Source organism: Actinomycetospora sp. 2LY8.5 (genome assembly GCF_057180585.1).
In genome coordinates this window covers 227,884-245,126 of the sequence record NZ_JBXUHE010000001.1, presented here as the reverse complement: position 1 = coordinate 245,126, position 17,243 = coordinate 227,884, and the positions used below count along the sequence as shown (strand labels likewise).

The 17,243-nt window shown below is 71.4% G+C and carries 17 protein-coding genes; 16 read left to right on the top strand and 1 reads right to left on the bottom strand.

Annotated elements, in window-relative coordinates; translation table 11 throughout:
* Positions 1 to 33 precede the first annotated feature (33 nt).
* Positions 34 to 456, bottom strand: a complete 423-nt coding sequence (locus AC2A1K_RS01155; protein ID WP_483894468.1) for a Zn-ribbon domain-containing OB-fold protein — start codon at positions 454 to 456, stop codon at positions 34 to 36.
* A gap of 146 nt (positions 457 to 602) precedes the next feature.
* Here AC2A1K_RS01155 and AC2A1K_RS01150 point away from each other — a divergent pair, with 146 nt between their 5' ends.
* The 16 genes from AC2A1K_RS01150 (at position 603) to AC2A1K_RS01075 (ending at position 17,236) form a co-directional block, all read left to right on the top strand.
* Entirely contained in the window at positions 603 to 1,418 is an 816-nt protein-coding gene (locus tag AC2A1K_RS01150; protein WP_483894467.1) for a maleylpyruvate isomerase family mycothiol-dependent enzyme, read from the top strand.
* 36 nt (positions 1,419 to 1,454) lie between these two features.
* Positions 1,455 to 2,372: an enoyl-CoA hydratase gene (locus AC2A1K_RS01145; RefSeq protein WP_483894466.1), complete on the top strand. Its 918-nt coding sequence runs from the start codon at positions 1,455 to 1,457 to the stop codon at positions 2,370 to 2,372.
* 89 nt (positions 2,373 to 2,461) lie between these two features.
* Positions 2,462 to 3,613, top strand: coding sequence for an acyl-CoA dehydrogenase family protein (locus AC2A1K_RS01140; RefSeq protein WP_483894465.1), 1,152 nt, complete (start codon positions 2,462 to 2,464; stop codon positions 3,611 to 3,613).
* A gap of 11 nt (positions 3,614 to 3,624) precedes the next feature.
* Positions 3,625 to 5,745 carry an acetate--CoA ligase family protein gene (locus AC2A1K_RS01135; RefSeq protein WP_483894464.1) on the top strand — a complete coding sequence of 707 codons (2,121 nt, stop codon included), beginning with the start codon at positions 3,625 to 3,627 and terminating at the stop codon, positions 5,743 to 5,745.
* 70 nt (positions 5,746 to 5,815) lie between these two features.
* Complete coding sequence (locus AC2A1K_RS01130) at positions 5,816 to 6,187, top strand: hypothetical protein (RefSeq protein ID WP_483894463.1); 372 nt, start codon at positions 5,816 to 5,818, stop codon at positions 6,185 to 6,187.
* Positions 6,184 to 7,050, top strand: coding sequence for an alpha/beta fold hydrolase (locus tag AC2A1K_RS01125; RefSeq protein WP_483894462.1), 867 nt, complete (start codon positions 6,184 to 6,186; stop codon positions 7,048 to 7,050). Before AC2A1K_RS01130 ends, AC2A1K_RS01125 begins: the two co-directional genes overlap by 4 nt.
* Positions 7,047 to 8,540 carry an aldehyde dehydrogenase family protein gene (locus AC2A1K_RS01120; RefSeq protein WP_483894461.1) on the top strand — a complete coding sequence of 498 codons (1,494 nt, stop codon included), beginning with the start codon at positions 7,047 to 7,049 and terminating at the stop codon, positions 8,538 to 8,540. Before AC2A1K_RS01125 ends, AC2A1K_RS01120 begins: the two co-directional genes overlap by 4 nt.
* Positions 8,541 to 8,545: 5 nt before the next feature.
* Entirely contained in the window at positions 8,546 to 9,664 is a 1,119-nt protein-coding gene (locus AC2A1K_RS01115; protein WP_483894460.1) for a zinc-binding dehydrogenase, read from the top strand.
* A gap of 48 nt (positions 9,665 to 9,712) precedes the next feature.
* Positions 9,713 to 10,396: a GntR family transcriptional regulator gene (locus tag AC2A1K_RS01110; RefSeq protein ID WP_483894459.1), complete on the top strand. Its 684-nt coding sequence runs from the start codon at positions 9,713 to 9,715 to the stop codon at positions 10,394 to 10,396.
* Between the two features lie 40 nt (positions 10,397 to 10,436).
* Positions 10,437 to 11,645 carry a CaiB/BaiF CoA transferase family protein gene (locus tag AC2A1K_RS01105; RefSeq protein ID WP_483894458.1) on the top strand — a complete coding sequence of 403 codons (1,209 nt, stop codon included), beginning with the start codon at positions 10,437 to 10,439 and terminating at the stop codon, positions 11,643 to 11,645.
* 73 nt (positions 11,646 to 11,718) lie between these two features.
* A complete protein-coding gene (locus AC2A1K_RS01100) occupies positions 11,719 to 12,489 on the top strand; it encodes an SDR family NAD(P)-dependent oxidoreductase (RefSeq protein WP_483894457.1) in 771 nt (256 codons plus the stop codon).
* A gap of 5 nt (positions 12,490 to 12,494) precedes the next feature.
* A complete protein-coding gene (locus AC2A1K_RS01095; RefSeq protein ID WP_483894685.1) occupies positions 12,495 to 13,262 on the top strand; it encodes an SDR family NAD(P)-dependent oxidoreductase in 768 nt (255 codons plus the stop codon).
* 58 nt (positions 13,263 to 13,320) lie between these two features.
* Positions 13,321 to 14,886: a class I adenylate-forming enzyme family protein gene (locus AC2A1K_RS01090; protein WP_483894456.1), complete on the top strand. Its 1,566-nt coding sequence runs from the start codon at positions 13,321 to 13,323 to the stop codon at positions 14,884 to 14,886.
* Positions 14,883 to 16,034, top strand: a complete 1,152-nt coding sequence (locus AC2A1K_RS01085; protein ID WP_483894455.1) for an aromatic ring-hydroxylating oxygenase subunit alpha — start codon at positions 14,883 to 14,885, stop codon at positions 16,032 to 16,034. The genes AC2A1K_RS01090 and AC2A1K_RS01085 overlap by 4 nt, the downstream gene beginning before the upstream one ends.
* On the top strand, positions 16,031 to 17,017 hold the full coding sequence (locus AC2A1K_RS01080) for a PDR/VanB family oxidoreductase (protein ID WP_483894454.1): 987 nt from the start codon (positions 16,031 to 16,033) through the stop codon (positions 17,015 to 17,017). Before AC2A1K_RS01085 ends, AC2A1K_RS01080 begins: the two co-directional genes overlap by 4 nt.
* Positions 17,018 to 17,041: 24 nt before the next feature.
* Positions 17,042 to 17,236: a thiolase family protein gene (locus AC2A1K_RS01075; protein ID WP_483894684.1), complete on the top strand. Its 195-nt coding sequence runs from the start codon at positions 17,042 to 17,044 to the stop codon at positions 17,234 to 17,236.
* The last annotated feature ends 7 nt before the right edge of the window (positions 17,237 to 17,243 follow it).

Below are 17,243 nucleotides of genomic sequence, written 5' to 3'. Positions count from 1 at the left end.
GGTGTCTCCTTCGTCGGGATGGGGTCGGGGGGGTCAGGCCAGGCGCCAGCGCAGGGCGGGCAGGCCCTGGGTCCGGTCGGACGGTGCCTCGAAGACCCCGTGGACCTCGGCCCCGATCCGGACGTCCGCGTCGGGCCCGACGAGCAGCCCGAGCAGCCGCACGTCCCCGGCGTGCGGGAGCCGGACCAGGACGTTGACGTAGGGCACCAGGTCGTCGTACGCAGGCACGAAGCTCAGGTGATTGCGGATCCAGCTGTGCACGACGCCCGTCGGCTCGACGCGCTCCCAACCGAGCTCGAACGAACCGCAGTTCCAGCAGCGGAAATCCGCGGGCACGAACCACCGTCCGCAGCGGGGGCAACGCTGGATCTCGAGCCTGCGCTCGCCGAGCGCACTCCAGAAGGGGGCGTCGACGCGACGCTCGAAATCGACGGCTTCGTCGCGGTGAACTGGCATCGGCCACCTCGGGTCGCAGGGCCCGGGTCCTCGACGCCCGGTGGTGGGCGACGGTATACGGCTGCATCCAGACGGGCAATGCGGGACTTCCCGCGGCCGTATCGGTTCGTATACAGTTGTGTTCAGACGAGAGAACGGAGGCCGGCGTGGGTGACTTCGCCACGGGCGGGCTCATCGAGCCCGGCCCTCGTGATCCGCTCGCAGCCATCGCTCACGAGCGGGACGAGCTCGTGCGGATCGCTCGGGAGCTCGGAGCCGAGGACTGGGCGGCGCCGAGCGACTGTGCGGGCTGGTCGGTCAAGGACGTCTATGCCCACCTGTGGCTGGGCTTCGAGCAGATCCTCAACCCCGCGCTGCTGGTCCCCGCGTTTCCGGACGACATCGAGGCCACCTTGCACGCGTGGGTGGCAGACGAGCGGGAACGTCCTGCCGCAGCCGTCGCGGCCTGCTACGCGAAGAGCAGCGAGCTCGGTCTGCGCCGGATGCGGAAGTTCCGCGAGGGTGCGGTCGGGGACTCGGCGGTCACGCTGCAGAACCTGGGCTCTTACGCCCTGCGGGATCTCGCGGACGCCACCGCCTTCGACCACTACGCCCACCTCCGCGTGGACCTGCTGGGGCCGACCGGGCCGCTCGACGCAGTGGCCGCGTCCGCGGACGACCTGGTCCTGCCGCCCACCATCGTCTGGATGGTCCGCGGGCTGCCGCAGATGTGTGCCGCCGCGCTCGCCGGGGTGCGCGAGCCGGTGACCCTCGTGCTCGAGGGCCCGGGTGCCGGTCGCTGGACCTTCGCGGGCGGGGTGCCCGTCGAGGAGCCGGTGGACGTCGCGTGCGAGGTGCGTTCGAGCACCGCCGACTTCGTGGTCTGGGGCACGCGGCGCAGGCCGTGGCGGGACCGGGCGGTCGGTCTCGAGGGCGACGAGGAGGTGGGGCAGCGCTTCTGCGATGCCGTCAACGTCGTCTGATCGCCCCACCCCGTACGCCCTTCGAGGAGTCCGCTCATGTCCGCACCGGCCACCACCGACGTCGACTACCAGTTCCTGCGCTACGAGGTGCTCGACGACGGCGCGATCGTCCGTGTGACCCTCGCCCGGCCTCGGCAGCGCAATGCGCAGAACCGGGGCATCATCGTCGAGCTCGACGCGGCGTTCGCCCGTGCCGAGGCCGACGACGACGTCCGCGTGATCATCCTTGCCGCTGACGGCGACACCTTCTCCGCGGGCCATGACCTCGGCACCGCCGAGGACCTGGCGGAGAAGGGCGACGGCCCCGGGCAGCACCCGACCTACGCCTGCCACGGTGGCACCCTCGGCGGCGCCGAGAACCGCACCCGCCAGGAGTGGCACTACTACTTCGCCAACACCGTCCGCTGGCGCAATCTGCGCAAGATCACTATTGCGCAGTGCCAGGGCAAGGTGCTGTCGGCCGGCCTGATGCTGGCCTGGGCCTGTGACCTGATCGTAGCCGCCGACGACGTGCTGTTCGCGGACGTCGTCGGGACTCGGCTGGGGATGTGCGGGGTCGAGTACTTCGGACACCCGTGGGAATTCGGCGCCCGCAAGGCCAAGGAACTCCTGTTGACCGGGGACGCGCTCGATGCGGATGAGGCCCACCGGCTCGGCATGGTGAGCAAGGTGTTCCCGCGCGGAGAGCTGGAGGACAAGACGCTGGCGTTCGCGCGACGCGTCGCCCGGGTGCCGTCCATGGCCGCCCTACTGATCAAGGACTCGGTGAACCAGTCGCAGGAGGCGATGGGGTTCACCGCCGCGCTGAACTCGTGCTTCAGCATCCATCAGCTCAACCATGCGCACTGGAGCGAGGTGTCCGGCGGCGAGGTGTACATCGGCACCGCCGACTACGGCCTCGACGACTGGCGCGCGTCGCCACGGATCCCCTTCGCGGAGAAGTCCGTCCCCTGACGGTCGGCGGGCTGGGCGCGCGCGCTCATGCCGCATCTTCCGAATACCGATGTATTCACCGCATGCGCCGGTGGACGGCAAGGAGCACCATGATCCCCCATCTCGATGACGACCATCGAGAGTTCGCCCGCTCGGTCGGCGACTACGCCGACCGCAAGCTCGCCGACGGCGCGACCGCCCGGGCACGTGCCGCCGGGCTCGACCGTGATCTCAATCGCGCCCTCGCCGCCCAGGGCCTGTTCGGCCTCGCCTCTCCCGAGGAGGCGGGTGGTCAGGGCGGCGACCTGCTGAGCGCCGTGATCGCGCTCTACGAGATCGCCTTACGCTGCCCGAAGAGCGCGGACCTGGTGCAGGCGGGCAACTTCGGCGCGAGCCGGACGTTCGTCCAGTACGCGTCGCCCGCTCAGCGGGAACGTTGGCTGCCCGGCCTGTTCTCCGGCGACCTCGTCATGGGACTGGGCATGTCGGAGCCCGAGGCCGGCTCGGCGGTCACGTCGCTGACCACGTCGGCCACCCCGGACGGCGGTGGGTTCCGGCTCAACGGCACGAAGGTCTTCGGCACCCACAGCGTCGACGCGGACGTTTTCCTGGTCTACGCGCGGTTCGGTCCCGGCACTGGCGGGATCGGATCCGTGCTCGTCCCGCGAGATGCCCCCGGGCTGACCTTCGGCGAGCCCAGCGAGTTCATGAGCGGCGAGGAGTGGTGCCAGCTCTACTTCGACGACGTCCCGGTCCCGGCGGAGGACGTGCTGCTCGGTGAGGGTGGTTTCAAGCGCCAGATCTCGGGCTTCAACGTCGAGCGGCTGGGCAACGCCACGCGGGCACTCGCCGTCGGTCGGCTGGCCTTCCGGATCGCGCGCGACCATGTGTCGACCCGCGAGCAGTTCGGCCGTCCGCTGGCGGAGTTCCAGGGACTGCAATGGCGCTTCGCCGACTGCGCCGTCGAGCTCGACGCGGCGGATCTGCTGCTCGACCGGGCGGTGAGGGAGCTGGACGCGGACGGTCTGCCCACGGCCTACAACACCGCCGCGGCCAAGCTCGCCGCGAACCGGGCGGGCTTCCGCGCCGCGGACCTCGCCGTCCAGGCGATGGGCGGCACCGGGTACAGCCGCGAGTCCATCGTGGAGTACTGCTTCCGGCGCACCCGTGGCTGGATGATCGCGGGCGGATCGATCGAGATCCTGCAGAACCGGGTCGCCGAGTCGGTCTTCGGTCGCCGTTTCGACCAGCGGAGCGGGTGAGGAGCGTGGCCGTGCCGACGGGTCGGGTGCCGACCGCTCCGAGCTTGGCCGAGGCCGTGCTGGCGCCGCGCAGTGTCGCCCTGGTCGGCGTGTCCGACGACGGCGCGCGCACCACCGGACGTCCGCTGGCCTTCCTGCGGGCAGCATCGTTCGGCGGCTCCGTGTACCCGGTCAACCCGCGCCGCGACACCGTCCAGGGCGAGCGGTGCTGGCCCTCGGTGTCGGCGCTGCCCGAAGTGCCCGACCACGTGTTCGTGATGATCGGGACGGACGGGGTCGCCGGTGTCATCGACGAGTGCGGCCGGCTCGGTGTCCCGGTGGCCACGGTCCTGGCGGGCGGGTTCGCCGAGTCGGGTGACGGGGGCGTGCGGCGGGAGCGCGAGCTCCTGCGCCTCGCGGTACGCCATGGGATACGGGTCATCGGGCCGAGCAGCATCGGGGTGGTCAACACCCGCAACGGTCTGCTTCTCACGGCCAACGCGGTCTTCCGCGAGCCCGGGCTGCCCACCGGTTCAGTGCTGGTCGCCTCCCAGTCCGGGTCGATGATCGGGTCGCTGGTCTCGCGCGGCAAGTCGCTGGGCCTCGGCTTCGCCGGGTTGGTGTCGACCGGGAGTGAGAGCGACGTCACGATCGGGGAGCTCTGCGCGGCCACCTTGGACGACCCCGGGATCGCCTCCTACCTGTTGTTCCTGGAGAACCTCAAGGGCGCGCGCCATCTCGCGGACTTCGGCCGGGCCGCCGCGGAGCGCGGGAAGCCCGTGGTGGTCTACAAGCTGGGGCGGTCTGACGCCGCCGCCGAGCTGGCCGCGTCGCACACCGGTGCGCTGGCGGGCGCAGACGACATCGCCGAGGAGTTCTTCGCCGCGCACGGCATCGCCCGGGTCGACACGCTCGACGGGCTTCTGGAGGGCATGACGCTCGCGCCGCGGCTGGCCATCCGTTCCCGCGCTGCCAGCGCGCCGAGGATCGGCGTGGTCACCACGACCGGCGGCGGTGCGGCCATGGTCGTCGACCAACTGGCTATTCGCGGCGTCGACGTGGCTCCGCCGAGCGGCGCGGTGTTCGAGGACCTCGCGGCGGCGGGGGTGGCCGCGTCGCCCGGCCGGATCGTGGATGTCACCCTCGCCGGCACCCGGTACCCGCTGATGAAGGCCACGCTCGACATCGTGCTGGACAGCGGGGAGTTCGACCTGGTCCTCGCCGTCGTCGGGTCCTCGGCGCGCGCCGAGCCCGAGCTGGCGCTGCAGGCCGTCGTCGACAGCGGTACGCACCGTGTGCCACTGGCGTGCTTCCTCGTCCCGGACGCACCCGGTGCGCTCCCGCTGCTGGGGGGCGCCGCGGTCCCCACCTTCCGGACCCCCGAGGCGTGCGCGGACGCGGTCTCCGCGTTGTTCGGACGCCGACCACCGGTCCCCTCGGTGCCGCGGGCCGTGGGCCTGCCTGCCGCACGCAGCCGCACCCTCGACGAGGCGTCCGCCTACGCCGTGCTCGACAGGCTCGGTATCCGCCGGGCGACGTCCACCGTGCTGGAGGTGCCCGCCGACCCAGGCGCTGTCGACGTCGGCCCAGTGCCGGAGGGCGGCGGGCCGTACGTGGTGAAGGTGGTGTCCGCGGACATCCCCCACAAGTCCGAGGTCGGCGGCGTGGTGCTCGACGTGCACGGACACGCCGGGGTGCGGGCGGCGGTGGTGCGTATCGCCGAGTCCGTGTCGGCCAACCTGCCCACCGTTCCGGTCGACCACGTTCTGGTCCAGCCGCAGCTCTCCGCACTGGGTGAGGTGCTGGTGGGTTACCACACCGATCCGGACGTCGGTCCGATCGTCATGGTGGCGGCGGGCGGCGAGCTCGCCGAGATTCACCGCGATCGCAGCATCCGGATGGCGCCGGTCGACACGGAGACGGCACGGGAGATGGTGGACGAGGTCGCCAGCCTCAGGCAGTTCCGCGGCTTCCGTGGTCGGCCGTGCGGTGACCTCGACGCCCTGGTCGAGGTCATGGTCGCGCTGTCCCGACTGGCGCTGGATCCGGAGGTCGCCGTCGTGGACGCCGAGATCAACCCGTTGTTGGTGTGCCCCGAGGGCGAGGGAGTCGTGGCGGTGGACGCGCTCGTGACGATGCGGAGGCCCTCGTGACCGTGCCGCGCCTTCCCCGCGCCGAGGAAGATCGCCTCGGAACCGCCCCCTCCTCGAACGGAAGCCTGCGATGATCCCACTCTCGGCCAGGCTCGACGCCCTGGGGCGCCACGCGCCCGGCCTCACTCGGCTGGCCCCGCGGCTCGACGTGACCTTCCTGCTGCGCTCCGGGTCGGACGAGGCCCTGGTCGAGGTCCGGCACGGGGTGGTCGACCGCGCTGCGCCGGGACCTTTCGTCATGCCCGCCTGGACCTTCGCGTTGTCCGCCGCCCCCGACGAATGGGACGCCTTCTGGTCTTCGCGACCCGCCCCGGGCCATCACGACCTGTTCGCCATGATCAAGCGCCGGGCCCTGCGCGCCGAGGGCGACCTGCATCCGTTCATGTCCCACCTCCGCTACTTCAAGGAACTGCTCGCCCTGCCCCGGGGAGGTCGCCCATGAGCGCCTTGTTCGACGCCGTCACCGGTCGCTATCTGCTGCTGAACCTCGACGGCGACGCCCTGCGCGTCTACGTCGAGGAGGCTGGATCGGGCATTCCGCTGGTCTGCCTCCACACGGCGGGCGCAGACACCCGCCAGTACCGAGGGCTGATGAACGACCCGGATGTCACCGATCGGTTCCGTGTGATCTCCTTCGATCTCCCCTTCCACGGCAAGTCGTCGCCACCCGCCGGCTGGCAGGACGAGGACTATCAGCTCACCAGCGCGCGCTACGTCGCGCTCGTGATGGCCGTGATCGAGGCGCTGGAGCTGGCCCAGCCGGTCGTGATGGGCTGCTCCATCGGCGGCCGGGTCGTGCTGCACCTCGCGCTGGAGCACGCGGACGCTCTGGGCGGGGTCATCGGGCTGCAGTCCGGTGCGCACGTCGAGCCCTACTACGACCTGAGCTGGCTGCACCGCCCGGACGTGCACGGCGGTGAGGTCTGCTCGGCGGTGGTCTCCGGTCTCATCGGCCCGGACGCGCCGGAGACGGACCGTTGGGAGACGCTCTGGCACTACGCCATGAGCGGGCCGGGCGTGTTCAAGGGCGACCTGCACTTCTACAAGGTCGACGGAGACATCCGGGACCGCATCGCGGCCATCGACGTCACCCGCTGTCCGGTGCACCTTCTCACCGGGGAGTACGACTATTCCTGCACCCCGGAGGACTCGCGGGCGGTCGTCGCCGCCGTGCCCGGAGCGACTCTCGAGGTCATGGACGGGCTCGGGCACTTCCCCATGTCCGAGGACTACGGCCGGTTTCGCGAGTACCTGCTACCGGTTCTCGCGCGGCTGCGTGAGGACCGGACGGCAAGCGTCCGATGACCGCGGTGGACAGCCCGGTGCCGGCGCGGTCGGACGGGGCGGCCGCCGAGCGGCGCGCGAAGGCCGAGGGCCGGTACGGCGGCCTCGCCTCGGTCGTGGACGGCTGCCCGGTCACCGTTGCCGAGGACGTTCTGCCGGTGCTCGACCCCGCGACCGGCCGCGAGCTCGGTGCTCTGCCGCTGCTTCCGCCCGCCGAGATCACCCGCGCGGTCGACGTGGTGGCCGAGGCTTTTCCCGGATGGGCCCGGACGCCTGCCTCGGAGCGTGCCGCGACCCTCCTGCGTGCGGCGGACCTGTTGCGGGCACGTGCCGTGGCCATCGCCGAGACGATCACTCTGGAGCTCGGCAAGCCGGTGCCGCAGGCCGAGGCCGAAGTCCGACAGGCGGCGGCAATCGTCGCGTGGAACGCCGAAGAGGCCACCCGCGGCTACGGGCGCACCCTGCCCCCGGAGGACGCCGCCCGTCGCTGGGTCCAGATGGAGCCGGTCGGTCCCGTGCTGGCCCTCGCCTCCTGGAACGCCCCGTTGCAGACTCTCGCCCGCAAGACGACCTCCGCCCTGGCGGCCGGATGCACCGTCGTGGCCAAGCCCGCCGAGCAGACCCCGGCCACAGCGCTGGCGCTCCTCACCGTGCTGCACGACGCCGGCGTCCCCGGTGACGCCGTGGCCGTCGTCTTCGGCAGGCCGGAGACGGTGAGCAGGACCATCCTGGCCCATCCCGCGCTGCGCGCGGTGACCTTCACCGGGTCCACGGCCATCGGCAGCGGGCTGGCAGCCGAGGCCGCGGGGCGGCATCTGCGGCTGGTGCTCGAACTGGGCGGACACGCCCCGGTCGTGGTCCTGCCCGGCGTCGATGTGTCCGACCTGGCCCGCAGCGCTGCGACGGCCGCGTTCCGCAACGCCGGTCAGGTCTGCACGTCCCCCTCGCGGTTCCTGGTGCACCACTCCCTGCACGACGAGTTCGTCGGCTGCTTCAACGCGGAGACCGCGGGACTGCGCGTGGGCGACGGGTTCGCCGCGGTCGACGTCGGGCCGCTGGCGCATCCCGGCCGGATCGCGTGGGCCCAGCAGCTGGTCGCGGACGCCCGTGAGCGCGGACTGGAGATCCCGGTCGGTGGGCACCGGTTGGCGGGCCCGGGTCTGTTCCACGCGCCGACGGTGATCCTGGATCCGGCGGCATCGGCCCTGGCCTCGACCGAGGAGCCGTTCGGGCCGCTGGCCACGGTCACGGCCGTCGACGACGTCGACCACGCGATCACGCTGGCCAACCAGCTGCCGGCCGCGCTGGCGGCGTACGCCTTCGCCACCGATCACCGGGAGGTCTCCCGGCTGGTCGACGGGCTGAACTGTGGCGCGCTCGCGGTGAACGGCTGGCGAGTCTCCGCCGCGGACACCCCGTTCGGTGGCCGCGGGGCGAGTGGGCACGGCGTCGAAGGCGGCGTCGAGGGCGTCGCGGCGTTCCGGCAGCAGAAGTTCGTGGCCGCATGGTGACCGCGGTGGACGGGGCGAGAGCGGCGGTGCTGCGGGAGGTGGGCGCGCCGCTCGAGGTCGTGACCGGTCTGTCGGTGGAGGCGCCGCACGCGGGCGAGGTCCTGGTCCGGATGGTCGCCTCCGGGATCTGCCACACCGACCTCACCGCGCTCCGCGGTCTGGTGCCGGTGGGCGAGCTGCCGGCCGTGCTGGGGCACGAGGGCGCGGGAGTGGTCGAGGCCGTCGGGCCGGGCGTTGTGGACGTGGTCGTGGGCGACCATGTCGTGATCTCCTGGGTGCCGCGCTGCGGGCGCTGTTACTTCTGCATGCGGGACGAGCCCCACCTCTGTGAGGTGGGCGGCGCCTCGAGCACGGCGGGCACTCTCCTCGACGGCGGGACCCGCAGCGCGATCGACGGGATCCCGGTACGGCAGATGTGCGGCGCGGGAACCTTCGCCGAGTACACAGTGCTGCCCGCGAGCGCGGTCGTGCCGATCCCCGCGGACGTCGACCTCACGGCGGCCGCGCTGGTCGGCTGCGGTGTCCTGACCGGCGTCGGGGCAGCGGTCACGACGGCACACATCCGGCCGGACGACGTCGTGGCCGTGGTCGGATGCGGCGGTGTCGGACTGAACGCGGTGCAGGGCGCGCTGATCGCGGGGGCGGGGCTGGTCGTGGCCGTGGACGTCCGGGAGGACGCGCTGGCTCTCGCCCGCCGCCTCGGTGCGGGCGAGACCGTCGAGGCGGAGGGCAAGGACGCGATCAAGGCCGTCCGGGCGCTCACCGGCGGCCGGGGTGCGGATGTGGTGCTGGAGGTCGCGGGACGCGCCGACACGATCGGTGCCGCCGTGCGCATGAGTAGGCGGGGAGGAGAGGTCGTCCTGGTCGGCGTCCCGCCCGTCGACGTGCGGTTGGACGTGCCCGTCCTCACCGGCATCGTGGCGGCGGGCCGCCGGGTGGCGGGCAGCTGGTACGGCGATACAGACGTCCGGCGGGACGTACCCCGCATCCTGGAATGGTTCGGCGAGAACCGGCTGGCGCTCGATGCGCTGGTCGCCCATCGCTGTGCCGTCGAGCAGGTCGGGGTGGAGCTCGATCAGCTCGGGCACAGGGGCCCGGGCAGAGTGGTGGTTGAATACACGTGAACACCGGAGCATCAGAGCGAGCTGTCGCGTCAGCGGGGAGGCCACGCCGTGCCCGATACAGACACCCAGGACCTGGGCCGCAGGCGATTCGTGCCCAAGACAACCCTGGTCTACGAGCAGCTCCGCGAGCAGATCGCCGAGGGCGCCTGGGAACCCGGAGAACGGTTGCTCGAGGTGGATCTCGTCAAGCGGTTCGAGGTCAGTCGCACCCCGGTCCGGGAGGCTCTCGTTCGGCTCGAGCAGGACGGACTGGTGACCAGGCAGGGGACGACCGCGTCGGTTCGACAGCGCAGCCCGGACGAGGTGTTGGACATCTATGCGGCCCGAGTTCTGATCGAAGGAAGCATCGCCCGGTCGGCCGCCGCCCGGCGGGTCACCACCGATCTGCTCCGGCTCGAAGCGGCGGTTGCCCGCTGCGTGGGCGCGGACCCGACGGATCCGTTTCAGCTCCAGCAGGTCAACCGGGAGTTCCACAGCGCACTCATGGTGGCCGCCCGCAATCCCACCCTGGAGGACATCCAGGGGCGGTTGACCAGACAGGTCCTGCGGCTGCCATCAACGACCTTGAGCTACCCGGGTCGTTGGGCGCGTGCCTGCGCGGAGCACGAGGCCATCGTCGACGCGGTCCGCGGGCAGGACGGGGACACGGCGGAGCAGCTGGCGCGGGCGCATATGCAGGAGGCGGCGGACATCCGGCTGCGGCTGATGGCCGAGGAGTTCGCCGCAGAGTGAGCCGTGGTGTGAACCCCGGCGGGAGCGGGGGGCGCGGCCGATGACCGGATACGACCTGCTCCGCGGGGTCCGTGTCGTCGAACTGGCGCAGCTCGCCCCTGCGGGCGTCGGCGGACACCTGGCCGATCTGGGCGCGGACGTCGTCCACGTCGAGCCGCTGGCGGGAGATGTCACGCGACACGCGGGCGGCGACGTCGTCGGGCCCGACGCGGTGGGCATGCTGCACCTCCGATGGAACCGGGGGAAGCGGAGCCTCGCGATCGACCTACGCACCCCGCGCGGCCGCGAGATCGTGTCGGGACTCGTCGACGGGTCGGACGTGTTCGTCGACGGCTTCCGGGCGGGGGCGGCGGGACGGATGGGTCTCGACGCGGCCACGGTGCTCGAGCGCAACCCGGGCCTGGTGTACGTCTCGGTCTCCGGCTACGGCGCGCAGGGACCGTACGGAGGGTTGGGCTCGCACGGTCCGGCCTTCGACGCGTTCGGCGGCCTTCTGCCCCCGGTGCGCGACGCCGGCGGGGACCCGCAGCCCGGCTCCTGGACCCCGGTGGGCATGCACGGGGTCGGCCTCTACGCGGCGATGGGCGTGTGCGCGGCGCTGGTCAAGGCGCGTGCGTCCGGGCGGGGCACGGTGCTGGAGATCGCAGCGGCCGACGTCAGCGCCTCGTGGCTCCCGGACAAGGTCGACGCGGAACTGAACCGTGATGTGGTCCGCAGGAACGGGACCTACCTCCCCGACGGCAGGCTCACACTCTGGCCTCGCCTGACCTACTACGGCACCAAGGACGACCGGGTGCTGTTCTTCCAGCCGTACGAGGAGCGGTTCTGGGTCGCCTTCTGCGCGGCCGTGGATCGGCCCGATCTGGCCGGGCATCCGCTGGACATCGGCGGCGACGCGGCGACGGCCGACGACCTGTGGCGCCGGTTGCGGGATCTGTTCCGCACCCGCACGTACGACGAGTGGATGGACCTCTTCGTCGCACACGACGTGCCGACGGGTCCGATCAACACCGTGGAGTCGCTCCCCGCGGATCCGCACTTCCGAGCCCGTGCGAGTACCTACACGACCGAGCTGGAGGGGGCCGGGGCGCTCACGCTCACCACCGCACCCCTGCGCGTCGTGGGCCAGGAGTTCGCGCCGCGAACGGCTCCGCGCCGCGGCCAGGACACGGTTGACGTGCTCCGCGGCCTGGGCCTTGCCGAGTCCGAGATCGAAGCGCTCGAGCGGGAGAACGTCATAGGGAGCTGACTCCCATCGGCAGTGGCTCGGCCAGGAGCAATCCTGTATACGTCGGTAGCCAAACAGATACGGAGGCGCTGTCATGGATGTGCACGGAGCGGTCGCGCTCGTCACCGGCGGGGCCGGTGGCCTCGGCAGGGCGACCGTGGAGCGGCTGGTGGCCGACGGGATGCGGGTCGTCGTGGCGGACGTCGACGAACGAGGCGAGAAGGTCGTCGCCGATCTCGGGGGATCCGCCCACTTCGTGCGGACGGACGTGACGGACGAGGACTCGGTGGCGGCCGCCGTCGCAGCCGCCGCAGAGCTCGGTCCCGTGCGCGCCGCGGTGTGCGCCCACGGAGGTCCGGTGGCCCTCTCCCGCATCCTGGACCGGGCGAACCAGCCGTACGACATGGGCCTCTTCACCCGCACGATCGACGTGTACCTGACCGGAACGTTCCGGGTGTTGCGCGCTGCCGCGGCCGCGATGGCCGACACGGAGCCGCTGGAGTCCGGTCAACGCGGCGTGATCGTCACGACGGCGAGCATCGCGGCGTTCGAGGGGCAGATCGGTCAGTCGGACTACTCCGCGGCCAAGGGCGGTGTCGTGGGGCTCGGCCTGGTCGCCGCGCGGGATCTCTCCGCCGTCGGCGTGCGGGTGATGACCATCGCCCCCGGCACGTTCTACACACCCGCGTTCCCGATGCCCGAGCACGAGGCGCAGGAGCGTTGGGGCTCGGCCGTTCCGAACCCGCGCCGGATGGGCAGGCCCGCCGAGTACGCCGCCCTGGTGTCGTCGATCGTCGCGAACGACTACCTCAACGGCGAGGTCATCCGTCTCGACGGTGCCCAGCGATTTGCGCCGAAGCCGTGAGCAAGATGGCGCTACCTCTCGACGGGCGGATCGCGCTCGTCACCGGCGCCGGCTCGGGGCTCGGCCGTGCCATCGCGGTCGAGCTGGCGCGCCGCGGCGCGCGGGTGCGCTGCGCGGACCGCACGGGAGCACAGGAGGAGACCGCGAGCCTGATCGGCGGGTCGCCGATGCGGTTGGACGTGACGTCGGCGGACCAGTGGGCGGACGCCGTCGAGACGGCCCGCGCGGAAGACGGCGAGATCGACGTCCTCTGCAACGTGGCCGGCGTCCACGGGCCGCAGGCAGCGGTCGGCGAGTACCCGGTTGCCGAGTGGGACAGCGTGTTCGACGTCAACGCCCGAGCGGTCTTCCTCGGCATCCGCGCCGTGCTGCCGCACATGGTGGAGCGTCGCTCGGGAAGCATCGTCTCGGTCGGCTCGATGGCCGGTGTGCGGTCCGTCGTTCCGTTCACCGTCCCGTACGCCGCCGCCAAGGCGGCGGTGATGACCTTGACCCAAGGGGTCGCCGCTGAGTACGGCCCGGCCGGAATCCGCGCGAACTGCGTGGCCCCCGGCACGATCACCACCCCGATGAACCCCGACAGCGACAGGACGGCCTTCGTGGTCGGCCAGGTGCCGCTGCGTCGCAAGGGGGAACCGAGCGAGATCGCCACGGCAGTGGCGTTCCTCGCGGGGCCGGACGCGTCGTACGTCAACGGCGAGACCCTCGTCGTCGACGGGGGCTACACCGTGAAGTTCGCGGGCTCCAATCCGCGCAACTCGGCCGTCGACTGACGCCGGGGTCGTTGATGCCACGAGGAGCACTGATGAGAGCCTTGCACGAGGACCGGCGATGAGCGGCGATCTCGCCGGCTTCCTGCGATTCTGGGCCGGGCGGATTCCGGACCGGGACGCCGTTCGGGCCGAGACCGGCCGGCTGACCTGGTGCGAGCTGGACCGAGCCGCCGACCGTGTGGCGGCGGGGCTGCAGGCGAGAGGCACCGGGCCGGGCGGCACTGTCGGAATCCTCCTGGACAACCGGCCCGAGTTCGTCATCGCGCTGCTCGGGATCCTGCGCACCGGCGCCGCGGCCGCGTTGCTGAACCCCCGGCTCACGGCGGAGGAGATCGGTTTCCAGCTCCACGACAGCCGCGCGAATCCGGTGTTCACCTCCACCGCGGCCGTACCGGTGGACGTCGAGACCGTCCGGGTGGACCGCGAGGAGTGGACTGACTTCGGCCGGGACGCGTGCCTTCGGGCTGTCGACATCGACCCCACCACGACCGCCCTGCTCAGCTACACCTCGGGCACCACCGGCACCCCGAAGGGTGCGCTGCTGACCCACGCGGCGATCATCGCTGCGGCGTATGCCCGGATCCTGCCCGACGCGATCTGCTCCGACGACGTTCAGCTGATCACTACGCCACTGGCGCTGGCGGGCCCGGTCAGCTACCTGCTGCGCGAGGGGATCGTGTCCGGCTCCACCACCGTGCTGGAGCGTGCGGTGGACGGAGCCCGGTTGCTGGAGGTCGTGGAACGGGAGCGGATCACCAATTTCGGGGCCGTCCCCGTGGTGTTCGAGCGCATGCTGGCGAGTCCCCGACTGGCCTCCACCGACCTGTCCAGCCTGCGCTGCGTCCAGGTCGGAGGGGCACCCGTCGGACTGGAGACGATCAAGGCATGGCAGGCGCTCGGAGTGCGGATGCTGCTGGGCTACGGGCAGACCGAGACGGCGGGAGCGTGCGTCACGATCCTCTATCCGGACGAGGCCGAACGAAAACTCGGTACCTCGGGGCGACCGATCATGCATCACGAGATTCGGATCGTGGGTGCGGACGACCAGCCGCTCCCGGTCGGCGAGATCGGTGAGATCCACGTTCGCGGCCCGGCGGTGATGACGCGGTACCACGAGCGGCCGGAGGAGAGCGCCGCAGCGCTGACGGACGGTTGGCTGCGCACTGGAGACATCGGCCTCGTGGACGACGAGGGCTACTTGACCGTCACCGGCCGCGCTCGAGACGTGATCATCTCGGGGGGGATGAACGTCTATCCGGCGGAGATCGAGCTGCACCTGGTCGGGCGCGCCGGCATCGACGAGGGAGCCGTGGTCGGCGTGCCGGACGCGACGTGGGGTGAGGTGCCCATGCTGGTCGTCCCCTCGGTCCACGGAGTTGACCGCGAGGAGCTGCGAACCGTGTGTGAGCAGAACCTGGCGCGCTACAAGCATCCCCGTTACCTGCTCGAACTCGGGCAACCGCTGCCACGGAACAGCCACGGCAAGATTCAGAAACCGGAGCTCGCCGAGCGCAGCCGAGCACTCGTCCCATGGGCGGAGCCGCTCGGGTCAGCCCCCGAGCCACGGCAGGCGAACGAGCTCGAACGAGCCCGTCAGGTCACGAGAGGAAGGACCACGCCATGACGGCGAGCACCCGGAACGCCGATGTCGCCGAACGCCTGATCGAGTACATCGAGCAGGGGACGACCGATCTCGCCGAGCACGACCTGCGGGTCCCCGTGGCGCACTATGTCGATCCTGAGCGGCTTCGCGCCGAGCTCGCCCTGATGCGCACCCTGCCGTTGATCGTCGCGCACACATCCGAGGTGGGCAGGCCCGGCCAGTTCGTCACGCGGACCGTGCTCGGCACTCCGCTGATCATCGCTCGACAGACGGACGGCACCGTCGCCGCCTATGTCAACGTGTGCCGACACCGCGGAGGGACGGTCGAGAAGGAGCCCGCCGGCAACCGGCGATTCTTCACCTGCCGCTACCACGGTTGGACGTACGCGCGGGACGGCGGCACCCTGCGCGGCGTTCCTTACGAGGAGTCCTTCGAATCGATCGATCGTGCCTGTCACAGCCTCCGGACCGTCGCGGTGGAGGAGGCCCACGGCTTCGTCTGGGCGACGCTCGAGGGTCAGCCCGCCGGCCCCGTGAGCGAGTACCTCGGCCCGGACGTGATCGAGCAGCTCGAGCCTTTCCGGCTGGAGAAGACCACCGTCCACCTGGAGCGAGTCTTCGACCTCGAGATCAACTGGAAGATCGTCGTCGACGGAGCACTGGACACCCTGCACCCCAAGTTCCTGCACCCCACCGGGGTCGGGAAGCTGCTCGCCACCAACACCACGATCTGGCGGGACTTCGGGCGCCACGGCCAGCTGTTCAGCCCGCGGATGAAGCTCGCCGACAAGGCGCGCGAAGGAGTGTCGCTCGAGCAGCTGTGGCGCTACGTCGGCATGAACATCTTCGTCTACCCCAACAACATGATCATCGCTGCGCCCGACCACGTGGAGTTCTGGTCCGTGTGGCCCCACCCGTCGGATCCTGGGAAGTGCACGGCGCACATCCGCTTCCTGATCGACCCCGACCGGGTCGACGACGCCATGGCCGCCAGATTGGCCAAGAGCGCGGAGATCCTCGAGGACGCGGCGCTCAATGAGGACTTCCCGATGGAGGAGTCCATCCAGCGGAACTCGGCGGCGGTGCCCGACGGTGAGTACCTCTACGGCCGCAGCGAGCTCAACACCCAGCACCTGCACCTGCAGCTGGCGCGGGACCTGGGTTCGTGACGGCCGGCACCCGCCCCGAACGCTCCGCGGAGGACCCCGCCGTCGCCGAGGGGAGGGACGTCACCGTTCTGCGGCGCGTGCAGGTGGCCGACGGGGTGGTCGCGCTGACCCTCGGCCCGGGCGAGTCGGGGGAGCTGCCTGGCTGGGCGCCCGGCGCGCACATCGACGTGCGGGTCGGAGACGGCTCAGTCCGGCAGTATTCGCTCTGCGGGGACCCGGCGGAGGCGGGCACCTACCGCATCGCGGTGCTGCGCGAACCGGACGGCCGCGGCGGGTCGGCCTGGGTGCACGACGAGGTCGCCGAGGGGGACACGCTGCGCATCGCGGGTCCCCGCAACCAGTTCGAGCTCGAAGCCGGTCCGGAGACGCTTCTCGTCGCAGGCGGGATCGGTGTCACTCCCTTGCTCGCCATGGCCCGCGGGCTCGCGGGGGAAGGCCGGCGCTGGCGAATCGTCTACGGCGGTCGCTCTCGGTCGTCCATGGCATTCGTCGACGAGCTCACCGAGCTGGCGGGCCCCGGTCTGCGGCTCTACCCGCAGGACGAGGTTGGCCTCATCGACCTCCCCGCCGAGCTGGCGGAGTCCCCTGAGGCCATCGTGCACTGCTGTGGACCCGAGTCCCTGCTGGTGGCGGCGGAGCAGGCATGCGCCCTCGCGGGACGAGCGCTCCGGCTGGAGCGGTTCGCTCCCAGAGAGCCGGCCGACGAGGGCCCTGACACCTCCTTCACGGTCGAGCTCGCGCGTTCCGGTCGAACGGTCGAGGTACCCGCCGGGGCCAGCATGGTGGACGCTCTCGCCGCCGCTGGGATCGACGTCCCCACCTCCTGCCGCGAGGGCGTCTGCGGCACCTGCGAGACGGCGGTTCTCGGAGGTCTGCCGGACCACCGTGACTCGCTGCTCACGCCCGAGGAGCAGGAGGTGGCGGATGTGATGTTCCCCTGCGTGTCTCGCAGCCGCTCTCCCCGACTCGTCCTCGATCTGTGACTCACTGGAGGACGTGATCCGGGGCTGTGTGGCCAGGCGGGAGAACAGACCCTCGACATCGCGTGCACCGCGGCACTGGCAGCGGACCGCCCTCGGTCGGTGACCGGCGTGACGATGGACCGGCAGTGCGGGTCGTCGCGGCAGGCTGTTCACTTCGCCGTCGTAGGCCTGATCGCCGGCCAGCACGACATGATGGTCGCCGGTGGAACACATTCGTGACAGCCGG